This window comes from Ruegeria sp. B10 (genome assembly GCF_056539825.1).
Genome location: NZ_JBQFVP010000004.1, coordinates 233,467 through 245,964 on the forward strand (window position 1 = coordinate 233,467; position 12,498 = coordinate 245,964).

The 12,498-nt window shown below is 59.3% G+C and carries 11 protein-coding genes; 7 read left to right on the forward strand and 4 right to left on the reverse strand.

Annotation, left to right across the window (positions count from 1 at the left end):
* Positions 1-28: 28 nt before the first annotated feature.
* A complete protein-coding gene (locus ACR0J4_RS07495; RefSeq protein WP_170639960.1) occupies positions 29-814 on the forward strand; it encodes a 23S rRNA (adenine(2030)-N(6))-methyltransferase RlmJ in 786 nt (261 codons plus the stop codon).
* Between the two features lie 171 nt (positions 815-985).
* Here ACR0J4_RS07495 and ACR0J4_RS07500 read toward each other — a convergent pair whose 3' ends face one another.
* The gene (locus ACR0J4_RS07500; RefSeq protein ID WP_170553395.1) at positions 986-2,554 is read right to left on the reverse strand and encodes a 2-isopropylmalate synthase; all 1,569 of its coding nucleotides are present in this window, start codon (positions 2,552-2,554) and stop codon (positions 986-988) included.
* 291 nt (positions 2,555-2,845) lie between these two features.
* On the opposite strand from ACR0J4_RS07500, the gene ACR0J4_RS07505 reads away from it, so the two are divergent.
* Positions 2,846-3,511 (forward strand): SDR family NAD(P)-dependent oxidoreductase, encoded by a 666-nt coding sequence (locus ACR0J4_RS07505; RefSeq protein WP_170553392.1) that lies wholly within the window; start codon positions 2,846-2,848, stop codon positions 3,509-3,511.
* A 4-nt stretch (positions 3,512-3,515) separates the two neighbouring features.
* On the opposite strand, the gene ACR0J4_RS07510 is transcribed toward ACR0J4_RS07505, so the two are convergent.
* Positions 3,516-5,024 (reverse strand): MORN repeat-containing protein, encoded by a 1,509-nt coding sequence (locus ACR0J4_RS07510; RefSeq protein WP_480668358.1) that lies wholly within the window; start codon positions 5,022-5,024, stop codon positions 3,516-3,518.
* A 130-nt stretch (positions 5,025-5,154) separates the two neighbouring features.
* Between ACR0J4_RS07510 and ACR0J4_RS07515 the strand changes: the two genes are divergently transcribed.
* The 3 genes from ACR0J4_RS07515 to ACR0J4_RS07525 all read left to right on the forward strand — a co-directional run bounded on the left by ACR0J4_RS07515 (position 5,155) and on the right by ACR0J4_RS07525 (position 8,851).
* Positions 5,155-6,813, forward strand: coding sequence for an NAD+ synthase (locus tag ACR0J4_RS07515; protein ID WP_170642810.1), 1,659 nt, complete (start codon positions 5,155-5,157; stop codon positions 6,811-6,813).
* Positions 6,814-7,136: 323 nt separating this feature from the next.
* Entirely contained in the window at positions 7,137-7,358 is a 222-nt protein-coding gene (locus ACR0J4_RS07520) for a hypothetical protein (protein WP_480668353.1), read from the forward strand.
* A gap of 161 nt (positions 7,359-7,519) precedes the next feature.
* Complete coding sequence (locus ACR0J4_RS07525; protein WP_170642870.1) at positions 7,520-8,851, forward strand: NAD(P)/FAD-dependent oxidoreductase; 1,332 nt, start codon at positions 7,520-7,522, stop codon at positions 8,849-8,851.
* Positions 8,852-8,855: 4 nt separating this feature from the next.
* Here the strand turns inward: ACR0J4_RS07525 and ACR0J4_RS07530 are convergent, their stop codons facing one another.
* Positions 8,856-9,788, reverse strand: coding sequence for an MBL fold metallo-hydrolase (locus ACR0J4_RS07530; protein WP_170642812.1), 933 nt, complete (start codon positions 9,786-9,788; stop codon positions 8,856-8,858).
* A gap of 216 nt (positions 9,789-10,004) precedes the next feature.
* On the opposite strand from ACR0J4_RS07530, the gene gltX reads away from it, so the two are divergent.
* Positions 10,005-11,330, forward strand: coding sequence for a glutamate--tRNA ligase (gene gltX, locus ACR0J4_RS07535; RefSeq protein ID WP_170642813.1), 1,326 nt, complete (start codon positions 10,005-10,007; stop codon positions 11,328-11,330).
* Positions 11,331-11,340: 10 nt separating this feature from the next.
* On the opposite strand, the gene ACR0J4_RS07540 is transcribed toward gltX, so the two are convergent.
* Complete coding sequence (locus tag ACR0J4_RS07540) at positions 11,341-11,952, reverse strand: gamma-glutamylcyclotransferase family protein (RefSeq protein WP_170642814.1); 612 nt, start codon at positions 11,950-11,952, stop codon at positions 11,341-11,343.
* A 95-nt stretch (positions 11,953-12,047) separates the two neighbouring features.
* Between ACR0J4_RS07540 and ACR0J4_RS07545 the strand changes: the two genes are divergently transcribed.
* Positions 12,048-12,494 (forward strand): Rrf2 family transcriptional regulator, encoded by a 447-nt coding sequence (locus tag ACR0J4_RS07545; protein ID WP_170378848.1) that lies wholly within the window; start codon positions 12,048-12,050, stop codon positions 12,492-12,494.
* Positions 12,495-12,498 lie beyond the last annotated feature (4 nt).

Genomic DNA, 12,498 nt, shown 5'->3' on the forward strand with positions numbered 1-12,498 from the left:
TTCATTTGCACGGACTGTAGAAGGCAATATGCTCTCATATCAACATATTTACCACGCCGGGAATCTGGCTGATGTGCAAAAGCACGCTTTATTGGCATGGACGCTGTCCTATCTGACCCAAAAGGACAAACCGCTGACCTATGTCGAAACCCACTCGGGGCGTGGGCTTTACAGGCTAGATTCAGACGAAGCCCGCAAAACCGGAGAAGCAGCCGCCGGGATTGAGCGGGTGCAACGTGTCGCGTGGTTTGACGATGAGCATCCGCTGGCGCAGGCGATCGAGATGACACGGGCGCGTTTTGGAGAGGCCAGCTACCCCGGATCGCCCCTGATTGCAGCTAGCCTGCTGAGGTCGCAGGACAGTCTTCACCTCGCCGAATTGCATCCACAGGAATACGCGGCATTGTCACTGGCTGTGCCGGGGGGCAATGCGCGCGTCTACAAGCAGGACGGGTATGAGCTGGCGCAGTCCCTTCTGCCTCCGACGCCCAGACGGGGTATGCTGTTGATTGACCCCAGCTACGAGGTGAAGGCGGAGTATGATCGCCTGCCGGGGATCATCGCCAAACTGCATCGCAAGTGGAATGTCGGTGTGATCGCCTTGTGGTATCCGATCCTGAAAGATGGCCGTCAAAAGCCGATGGTGGATGCGCTGACTTCTCAGGATTTCCCGAAGGCGTTGACACACGAGGTGACATTCCCCACAGCGCGCAAAGGGCATGGGATGGTCGGGTCTGGAATGTTCGTGATCAACGCGCCCTTCGGTTTGGATCAGGAAACCCGCAGATTGTCTGGGTTGTTCAAACAGCTTTGAGGTCTTCGAAAGGAGCACGTAAAGCTCCCGCCCCGTTTGCCTGCATCAAAATCAAAGATGCCGCCGAACGCGTTGGGCCCGGCAGCGCGCCAGAGGCGCGCTGCCGGGCCCAAAAGCCAAGGTGGGTCGGCGAAGCCGGGCTGCCGCGGGTGCGGGAGCCCTTTGCCGTTTCTAAGTCAGGTCTTTGTAGCTGATCTCACGCGTGTCTGCGCCGGGGCCGGTTTTCTCGCGACGAACGATCAGGCGGTTCAGCGCATGAATATAGGCCTTGGCTGACGCAACGACCGTGTCTGTGTTGGCCGATTGGCCCGTTGCGATCATACCGTCCTCGCTCAGGCGGACCGAGACTGTGGCTTGCGCGTCGGTGCCTTCGGTCACTGCGTGAACCTGATACAGTTGCAACCGAGCGGTGTTAGGATAGATCGCGCGTATCGCCTTGAAAGTTGCATCCACCGGACCATCGCCATGTTCGGTGGCTATGATGTCCTTTCCGTCCATCTCAAGCTCGACAGTTGCTTCGGCTTGTCCGCCGGTGCCGCAGGTCACTTTCATCGAGACAAGCTGTAAGTAGTCGTCATGCTCATCCATGGTCATCAAAGCGATCAGGTCGTCGTCGAACACCTCTTTCTTGCGGTCGGCCAGATCCTTGAACCGAACGAAGATGTCCTTGAGCTGGTTGTCCCCGACGTCAAATCCCAACGTCTCGAGCTTGTCGCGCAGTGCAGCGCGGCCAGAGTGCTTGCCCAATGGCAGCGAGGTGCCGGACAGGCCGATATCCTCGGGGCGCATGATCTCGAAGTTTTCGCGGTTCTTCAGCATCCCATCCTGATGGATGCCGCTTTCATGCGCGAAGGCGTTCTTGCCGACGATGGCCTTGTTGAACTGCACGTTGAAGCCGGACACGGTCGCCACGCGGCGCGAGATATGCATGATCTTGGTGGTGTCGATGCCCGTGTGCCAAGGCATGATGTCGTTGCGGGTGCGCAGCGCCATCACAACCTCTTCCAAAGCCGTGTTGCCCGCGCGTTCGCCCAGACCGTTGATGGTGCATTCGATCTGACGCGCGCCGCCTGCGACAGCGGCCAGCGAGTTTGCAGTCGCCATGCCGAGGTCGTTGTGACAGTGGGTGGCAAAGATCACCTCATCCGCGCCTGGTACGGTCTCGATCAGACGCTTGATCAGGTCAGCCGACTCCACCGGGGCGGTGTAGCCCACTGTGTCAGGGATGTTGATCGTGGTTGCGCCTGCTTTGATCGCAATCTCGATCACTCGGCAGAGATAGTCCCACTCGGTCCGCGTCGCATCCATCGGTGACCACTGTACGTTTTCACACAGGTTGCGCGCATGGCTGACGGTTTCGTGGATCTTCTCGGCCATCTCGTCCATCGTCAGGTTCGGAATGGCGCGGTGCAGGGGGGATGTGCCGATGAAGGTGTGAATACGGTTCTTCTCGGCGTGTTTCACCGCCTCCCAGCAGCGGTCAATGTCGGCGAAGTTCGCACGGGCCAGACCGCAGATACGGCTGTTTTTCGAACGTTGCGCGATCTCGGATACGGCCTTGAAGTCGCCCTCGGATGCGATGGGGAAACCGGCTTCGATAATATCGACGCCCATTTCGTCCAGCAGCTCGGCAATCTCGAGCTTTTCGTCGTGAGTCATGGTTGCGCCGGGGCTCTGCTCGCCGTCGCGCAAAGTGGTATCGAAGATCAAGACGCGGTCTTGGTCGGTCACGTTGGTCATGGGGTTCTCTTTCTTCTTCTGTCCTAAAGCCTCTTGGCGCGCTGGCGTCCTCCTCTGAGCGGGCGCGCCGGATGGCACGCTCAGAGGCGGATTAGGATCAGTAGGCCACGCAGCGGCGCACCGCGAAGGGCGGTGTCGGCAACAAGGATATCTGCGCGGTTGATCATGAGGATGAGGTTATACCCAGCTTGCGCGGAATGAAAAGAACCAAAATGAGGGCGTGGTCCTTTCTGCGCGGATTCTTAGAGACCTGTCATTGATCCAGCCATTACCGCCGCTAGGTCGTTAGACATGAAAACGGCTTTGATCATAGGCGCCTCTGGCGGAATTGGATCGGCGCTTTGCACGCGTCTTGAGGAGTACGGCATCCAGGTCACAAGCCTGTCCCGGTCTGTTGACGGATTTGACCTGACTCAACCGGACCAGGCTTTGCAGATGTTGGATGACCTGCCTGACCCGTTCGATCTGGTTCTGGTCGTCTCCGGCGCGTTGGAGATCAAAGGGGCAGAGCCGGAAAAGACGATCCGCGCGGTATCGGCGCAGGCAATGATGGATCAGTTTGCGTTGAATGCGGTTGGTCCGGCCTTGGTCCTCAGCCGTGCGCACAGATTGCTACCGCGCGACAGGCGATCTGTTTTTGGTGTTCTGTCGGCGCGTGTGGGGTCGATCAAAGACAACCGGATCGGTGGTTGGATCAGCTACCGGGCCGCGAAAGCTGCGGTGAATCAGATCGTCCATACCTCGGCTATTGAACTGGCGCGCACGCACAAACAGGCGATCTGCGTGTCTTTGCATCCCGGCACCGTCAAAACGGCCTTCACGCAGAAATACCTTGGTCGGCATCCGGCGGTGGAGCCTGAAGAGGCTGCTCAGAATTTGCTAAACGTGGTCAACGGCCTAACGACCGATGACACGGGTGGGTTCTTCGATTGGGCTGGAAAATCCGTTCCGTGGTAGTGGGTTAACCGTCGGAGGGTTCCGCCTCCGCTGGTTCCTCAGTGTTTTCTGCCTGAGCGGGTTCATCCTCTTGCGCGGGCGCTTCTTCTGTTGCGCTTTGCGCAGGCAGGGCGTCATTGTCCCACACGCCAGACTCCTCTTGGCCGTTGGCATAGCGCATGGTGCCTTCGCCGTGGCGTTTGTTGTCGAGGAAGCCGCCTTCGTAAACGTCGCCTGTGCTATAGGTCGCAACGCCGATGCCGCTGATTTTGCCGTCAACCCAATCGCCCGTGTAGGTGAAGGTGCTGGGCGTTGTGATCGTGCCTTTGCCGTGGCGCTTGCCGTTCAGGAAATCTCCGTCATAGATCGTGCCGTCCGCGTAGCTGGCCTTGCCTTTGCCCTGCCGCGCACCGTCGACCCATTCGCCCTCATAGCGATAGCCGTTGGCGAAAGTGACGATGCCGGTGCCATGGCTGACCGCATTCCGGAACTCGCCGGTATAGATGACGCCGTTTGGGTATGTGGCCTGGCCCTGACCTTCGAACACGCCCGCAACCCACTCACCATCATAGATGGTACCGTCAGGATATGTGTTCTGACCCTTGCCATGCGGTAGGTCCGCGCTGAGTTCGCCGATATAGGTTGAGCCGTCGGGATAAGTGATCTCACCAAAACCTTCGATCTGACCACGGGACCAGTCGCCCGTATAGCTGTAGCCATCTGTCCCGGTGAAGGTGCCTTTGCCGTGGCGCTGATCGTCTTCGTAGTCGCCCTCATAGACGTTGCCGTTGGCATAGGTTTCCTTGCCTTTGCCCTGACGGCGCCCGTCCAGCAATGCGCCCTCGTAGACATCCCCGTTGGCCAGCGTCAGCCGCCCGGTGCCTGTCATCACGTTGTTCTGCCACTGACCGTCATATTCAACGCCGTCCGACTGAACCAAACGACCTTGACCATGGCGCTGACCCTTTTCGATCTCACCTTCGTAAACCGAGCCATCGGCCGAGGTGATCTTGCCCATACCTTGCTTTTCACCCTCAACCCAGTCGCCCTCGTAGGCGTATCCGTTGGGGTCGGACAGAGTCCCCTTGCCATGATGGCGCGCGTCTTTGAACGCGCCTTCATATCGCAGGCCATTGGCATATTGGGCCACGCCGGTTCCGTTGATGGCCCCGTTGGACCACGTCCCCTCATAGGTGCCGCCATCGGGATAGGTGATCTTGCCCTGGCCGTCCGGCTGGCCATCGGCGAAGGAACCTTCATAGATCGCGCCATTCGCAAAACGCGCCGTGCCTTGCCCCTGAATCTTGCCCTCGATCCATTCGCCCGAATACTCGAACCCGTTGGGTAGCCGATACGACCCGGTCCCGTGCCGCAAGCCGTTCAGGAAGGTGCCTTCATAGACGCCTCCGACCTCGTCATCTTTGACGATGACAGTTCCGTCCTGTGCAAAGGCTGCTGCTGCGATCAGGGTCATGGCCCCTGCAGCAATCGAATTGCGGATCACATCCATTGTTGTTCCTGCCTGCCCGATCATCATTGCTTGCTTTCTTCGGCGCAAAACTAAGGGACCGTCACGGGCAGAGCAACGGCTTTTGCCGCATGGCCCTTTCACTCGCGCGGTGATCTGCTAAATGCAAAAGGACTGACGAAGGCAAGAGGGCAGCATGGCCGACCGTTTCCGCATCACTCTGGCGCAGCTTAACCCCACCGTGGGGGATATTCCCAGCAATGCCGCCAAAGCGCGCGCAGCGTGGCAAGAGGCCCGCGAGGCCGGGGCCGATATGTTGGCCTTCCCCGAGATGTTCATCACCGGCTACAACACGCAGGACCTTGTGATGAAGCCCGTGTTTCATCGCGCTGCCATGGCCGCGATCGAGGCTCTAGCTGTGGATTGTGCGGAGGGTCCTGCCATTGCCATCGGCGGGCCGTGGGTCGAGGACGGGCGCCTCTATAACGCTTACCTGATCCTGAATGGCGGGCGAATCACCAGCAAGTCCCTGAAACACCATTTGCCGAACGAAACGGTCTTTGATGAGGTGCGTCTGTATGATTCTGGCCCGCTGGGTGGGCCGTACTCGGTGGGCAATTTCCGCATCGGCAGCCCGATCTGTGAAGACGGCTGGCATCCGGATGTGGCTGAGACGCTGGAGGAAACCGGGGCCGAGTTTCTGCTGATCCCCAACGGCTCGCCCTATTTCCGGGACAAATACGATGTGCGTCTGAACCACATGGTGGCCCGCGTGGTCGAGACTGGACTGCCGCTGATCTATCTGAACATGGTTGGCGGGCAGGACGATCAGGTCTTTGACGGGGCAACCTTTGGCCTGAATCCGGGTGGTGAACTTGCCTTCCGCATGCCCGTATTCGACGAAGCGATACGCCATGTAGACCTTGAGCGTGGCGATGACGGCTGGCGCATCGCCCCGGCCGAGATCGTCCCCCAGCCGGATGTGTGGGAGCAGGACTACCGTGCGATGGTCCAATCCTTGCGTGACTATATGGGCAAGACCGGTTTCAAAAAGGCGGTTCTTGGGCTGTCGGGTGGGGTCGATTCAGCCCTGGTTGCGGCCATTGCCGTTGACGCGATTGGCGCTGACAATGTGCGCTGCGTGATGCTGCCATCGGAATACACCAGCCAAGCCTCGCTGGACGATGCCGAGGCGGTCGCCAAGGCACTGGGTGTTCGCTACGACTATGTGCCGATCTCGGACAGCCGCGCGGCGGTGACCGAGACTCTGGCCCCTCTGTTCACCGGTCGCGATGCCGATCTGACCGAAGAGAACATCCAGTCCCGCCTGCGCGGCGTGTTGCTGATGGCGATCTCGAACAAATTTGGTGAGATGCTTTTGACCACCGGTAACAAATCCGAGGTTGCGGTTGGTTATGCTACCATCTACGGCGACATGAACGGGGGCTATAACCCGATCAAGGACCTCTACAAAACCCGCGTGTTCGAGACCTGCCGCTGGCGCAACGCTAATCATCGCGACTGGATGATGGGGCCTGAAGGCGAGGTCATCCGACCGTCGGTCATCGACAAACCCCCAAGCGCCGAGCTGCGCGAAGATCAGAAAGACAGCGACAGCCTGCCGGACTATCCGGTTCTGGATGGCATTCTGGATATCCTGGTCGATCAGGATGGCGCGATCGCCGATTGTGTTGCGGCCGGTTTCGATGAGGCCGATGCCAAACGGGTCGAGCATCTGATTTACATCAGCGAATATAAACGGTTCCAATCCGCCCCCGGCACGCGCCTGACCAGCCGGGCCTTCTGGTTGGACCGTCGCTATCCGATCGTGAATCGTTGGCGTGATCAGGGGTAAATAAGGCACATTGTTTCCCGTTTATGGTGTAGTGCAGCTCTGAGCTCTCGCATTGTTTCCGAAACCGTGCGTGCCTCGCTCATTTTCCTAGGTGATCCGCAGGCTGTACTTGTTTTTGCGACATTTTTCCGCCACATTTATGCTTGGATATTGCCTCATGTGAGGCGGGTGTGACGTATTGCTGCGAGGGGCGCAGGGTCATGGCAAACTGTTTTTTAGCCTGACGACGCCACATCCGGGTGGGATGTCTGAGTGAACAGTGTGGTGTTACGATGAATGAGCAATATGATAAATCGCTTCACGCGCCGCGGGCGCTGAATACGATGGAATCTCCTCCCCAAGAGTTGGACGAGGAGAAACTGGATGCGGCCATTGCGGACATGCTGAGGGAAGATGCAGGTCAGCAGAATGTCGCGCCGATGAAGCGTCCTGAATTCCCTGATCTTGTCCCCCAGGAAGAGGTCCGGACCGGGTCAAAGCCCAAGTCGAGCGGGTTCTCGGCCAATCTGCGTCAAAAGTGGGCTGAGCTGTCAGGCGCGGCGTAAATCTTTAGTTTAAAACCGTAGACGGTGCGGCATATTTCGCGGCACCTTTGGCGTACGCGCCACAGGTCTGCACAATCCTTATGTGAGCCTCAAAAAACCGGTTGCCAGTGGCGCAGCGGTCGGTCTCCATGGCGGTCCATGCGATTGTCCATGAGCTTTTGATGCCCGGTCCCAAGCCTACTGTCTTCGATTCCGATCTTTCATTGCCGAAACAAGTCGATGTCGTCGTGATTGGCGGCGGTATTATCGGTGTATCGACGGCCTTGGAACTGGCCGAGCGGGGCGTTTCGGTCCTGCTCTGTGAAAAGGGTCAGATCGCGGGCGAGCAAAGCTCTCGCAATTGGGGTTGGGTGCGTCTTGGTATGCGCGACCCGAGGGAAATCCCTCTGATGCAAGAGTCGCTGCGCCTTTGGCGAGGGATGGATGGCCGGACCGGGCGTCAGACCGGCTACACGCAATCAGGAATTCTCTTTGGGGCCTCAGGCCAGCGAGATGCGCGCAATCTTGAACGTTGGATGCGCCATGTCGATGGGTTGGACACCGGCGCACGGATCGTCGCCGGGGCCGAACTGGCCGAGCTTATGCCCGGGGCGCAGTCGGATATCTCAAGCGGCCTCTATATGCCGCAAGACGGTCGGGCCGAGCCGCAGTGGGCCGCCCCCGCCATCGCCGAGGCGGCGCGTGATCGCGGGGCGATCGTCATGACCAGTTGCACCGTACGTAGCGTCGATATGCAAGCGGGTCGCATTGCCGGAGTGTTCACCGAACGGGGCCGCGTGGCGAGTGACCGTGTGGTTTTGGCCGGAGGGGCGTGGTCGCGCCTGTTTGCGGGAAATGCAGGGATCGACCTGCCTCAACTGAAAGTGCTGAACACAGTCATGCGCGTGTCGCCGATGGTCGAGGGGCCAGAGGTCGCGTTGTGGTCGGATGGGTTTGCAATTCGAAAGCGGGCGGATGGTGGTTATACCATCGCCTCGGGTCATGAAAACACGGTGGATATCGTGCCTGACAGTTTCCGGCTGGCCCTCAAGTTCCTGCCAGCCTTCGCACAGGAATGGAGATCGCTGCGCTTTCGCCTGTCGGGTCGCTGGGCGACCGAGGCGCGCGAAGATCGGCGCTGGCTGCCCACCGATGTGACTCCGTTCGAACATTGCCGCGTGCTGGATCCAGAGCCGTCGCAAAAGGTTATCCGTGGGGCATGGGCGAATGCGCGCAAGGGCTATCCGGCGCTGGAGCAGGCCGAGATCGTCCAAAGCTGGGCGGGGATGATTGACGTGACACCGGACGCGATCCCGGTTCTGTCGCCAGCCGATGATCTGCCGGGCCTGTTCATAGCCACCGGGTTTTCTGGCCACGGTTTCGGCATCGGCCCCGGTGCGGGCCTGTTAATGGCAGATCTGGTTATGCACAGAACGCCCTGTGTGGATCCGGCCGCGTTTCGCCTGTCTCGGTTCACCGATGGCTCAAAGGTCCGGCCGGACCCAGGGTATTGAAGGCTTAGCCCATCATTTGATAGCTGACGGGCACAAAGCGGAAGCCGTCGCCACGGGTTTCGACATAGCCAGCGCCCGGGAAGGGCATGTGATAGCCGATCATCGGTACCTTGTCGGCGGCCAGCAGGCCCAAAATCTTGCGGCGTGATTCCGTTGCGGCAGCTTTGTCCATGTCGAACCGAACTTCCCATTCGGGGTGCGCAAAAGACCAGACATAGTGATTGGCAAGGTCCGCAGTCAGGATAAGGCGCTGACCGTTGCTTTCCAGGTGGTAGACCATGTGACCGGGGGTATGCCCAAAGGTCGCCATCGCCGTCACGCCCGAGGTTACGTCTACGCCATCCTCAATAAAACTCATCTTCTCGGCCAGAGGGGTGACTTTGGCAGCAACCAGATCGCCGACCCGGTTCCCGGCTTCCTGAGCGGACCAGAAATCATATTCGGGTGCCGCAGTGACATAGCGGGCATTGGGGAATGTCGGCGCGTCGTTTGTGGTCATGCCGCCGATGTGGTCTGGATGCATATGGGTCAGCACGACCACGTTAATCTGATCGGGCGTGACACCTGCATCTGCCAGAGCGGCCTGAATGCCGCCCTGACCAAGTCCGGTATCGAACAAGATCAGCTCCGAGCCTGTATTTACCAGAGTCGGCGTGAAAAAGAATTGTGCCACGTCGGGCGAGATGAAGTTTTCGGCTGAAACTTTGGCGAATTCCTCATCCGAGGCGCCGCCACCGAAGATTTCTTGCGCGCCGTCGCGTGGCAGGCTGCCATCAAGCAGGGTTGTGACCGTGAAGTCGCCCAGCTGGAATGATCTTGCGATGGTCGAGTTCGCCTTTGTCTCGGCTCCGGCCGCCAAAAGTGGGGTCGCTGCGGATGCAAATGGAAGGGCTGCTGCGGCGCCCAGGGCCGCTCTGCGTGTTAAATTGATGGCCATTTCTTAGTCTCCCTGTGAGAACGCCAGCGAAACAGGTAGTTCGCTGCGGGTCGCGTGCCACTTTATACACCGGTACTTAGTCTGCGTGGATGAACATTGCGTGTTAATATTTGTTCATCTTGCGATCCGGGGTGCCTGAGGAGCTTGGGCAATCCGAAACGCCTGCTGGACAAAAACGCGCCTTTGTGACAAGAGCCGCGCCAACAGGAGACACCCATGACAACCACCCGTTTCGCCCCGTCGCCCACCGGTTACATCCATGTGGGCAACCTGCGCACCGCTCTGATGAACTACCTGATCGCCCGCAAATCAGGCGGCACCTTCATCCTGCGCATCGACGATACCGATCCTGAGCGCTCGAAAGAAGAATATGTCGACGCGATCAAACAGGATCTGGAGTGGCTGGGTCTGCACTGGGATCGGGTCGAACGTCAGTCCGAGCGTCTGGACCGCTACGCTGAAGCCGCCGACAAGCTGCGCGATATGGGCCGGTTTTACGAAGCATTCGAGACGCCGACCGAGCTGGACCTCAAGCGCAAGAAGCAGCTGAACATGGGCAAGCCACCGGTCTACGACCGTGCCGCGCTGAACCTGAGCGAGGCCGAGAAAGACGCGCTGCGGGCTGAGCGTGGCAACGGCGTCTGGCGGTTCAAACTGGATCACGAGCGGATCGAGTGGAATGACGGTATTCTGGGCGACATCTCGATCGATGCGGCCTCCGTTTCCGATCCGGTGCTGATCCGCGGCGATGGGCAGGTTCTCTACACGATTGCGTCTGTCGTGGACGATACCGAGATGGGCGTGACCGACGTGGTGCGTGGCTCGGACCACGTCACCAACACTGCAACGCAGATTCAGATCATCGAGGCGCTGGGTGGCACTTGCCCGCGCTTTGCCCACCATTCGCTGCTGACCGGTCCTCAGGGCGAGGCGCTGTCAAAACGTCTGGGTACGCTGGCGCTGCGCGATCTGCGTGAACAGGGCGTGCAGCCGATGGCTCTGCTGAGCCTGATGGCGCGTCTGGGCTCGTCTGACCCGGTTGAGCTGCGTTCCGAGATGGCTGAGCTGATCGACGGGTTCGATATCAACCGTTTTGGCGCTGCTCCGACAAAGTTCGATGTGCAGGACCTTTTCCCCCTGACTGCTAAGCACCTGCAATCGCTGCCGCTGGGGGATGTTGCAGACGCCGTTGCCGAGGCGGGCGTTCCTGCTGAACTGGCTGAGCCGTTCTGGGCCATGGCGCGCGAGAACATCACCACTCTGGCTGACCTCAAGGGATGGTGGGAGCTGTGCCGGGATGGGGCCGAACCTCTGATCGCCGATGAGGATCGTGACTTTATCGCTGAGGCAATTGCGCTATTGCCAGAAGGCCCCTTCGATGGCGACACCTGGGGCACTTGGACCAAGGCCGTCAAAGAGGCCACGGGCCGCAAAGGCAAGGGCCTGTTCATGCCGCTGCGCAAGGCGCTGACCGGGATGGAGCGCGGGCCTGAGATGGCAGCACTCTTGCCGCTGTTGCAAGTGATCCGCGCGCGAGGCTGATTGCCGGGCCTTAGAACTTGAAAGAGGCAGGCAGTTCGTCTGCTTCTTTTTGTTGGTGCGGTTGGATGACCCGCACCGACGCCCGGCGCAAGCGATCGTCAACAAAGTCTGTCTCGTCAGGTTTGAGCTGTTGGTGGCGTGGGTATCTTGGCTCGGTCCTGTCATTCACGACAGGTGCGTCCCAGCCATCCGTTGTTGCGAAGAACCGGTCGACCCCGTCCGGCCCAAAAACACGCAGATATCCTTGCACAACGACGTCGATGTAGCTCAGCAGTAGCGGATGATGATCTGTCGGCGCATTGTGTCGGTCCTGCGGCACTGCATAAACAGCGATTTCAACATCCTGCTTAAGCGAATGCGTGACTGACGGCGTGGCGGGGATGCGGTCATAGGCCCACTCACGCTCATCCAGCGCGGCCCAGTCGTTTTTAGGTACGTGGGCAATCATACCTTCGATCTCGGAATCAGGATCAGGTACCGCCGTCAGGAACGCGACCGAGCGCAAGTCGGTGTGCTTCCATGCCCGCCGCCAACCTTTGAGCTTTGCAGGCCGAGGATCGGGAAAGTCATGTGTGGCCAGGTTTACGAGGCTGCCATAGCCAAAGAAATAGGGGTCTGCCATCAGCGCGCGATGTCCTTTGGGTCGATTGATGTATGTCAAACCGCTTTTTTGCCAGACATGCAATAAGATCACATCATTGATTTAGGGAGGCCCTTATGCGGATTACCAAACGGACGAATATTGCCGTGCGCCTGTTGATGTATTGCGCGGCACATCCCGAAAGGCTGGTGACCAAGGCCGAGATCGCCGAGGTCTGCAACATTTCCGAGAACCATTTGGCCCAGGTGATCAACCAGTTGAGCCAGCTAAACTATCTCAGCACCCAACGGGGCCGCAATGGGGGCATGTCGCTGGCGCGCTCGGCCGATGAGATCCGGGTGGGGGCTGTGTTCCGGGATGTGGAAGGCGCATTGCCGATTGCCGAGTGTTTTGCGGATGCCGACAACACCTGCCCTTTGACAGATGCGTGTCGATTGAAGCTGGCGCTGAAGGACGCGGCTGAGGTGTTTTATGCCTCGTTGGACGATATCACGCTGGATGCTTTGGTTTGCGACAACGATCCTTTGTTGAAAATCCTGCAACCCGTCGCCTGCGTGCGCTAAGGGG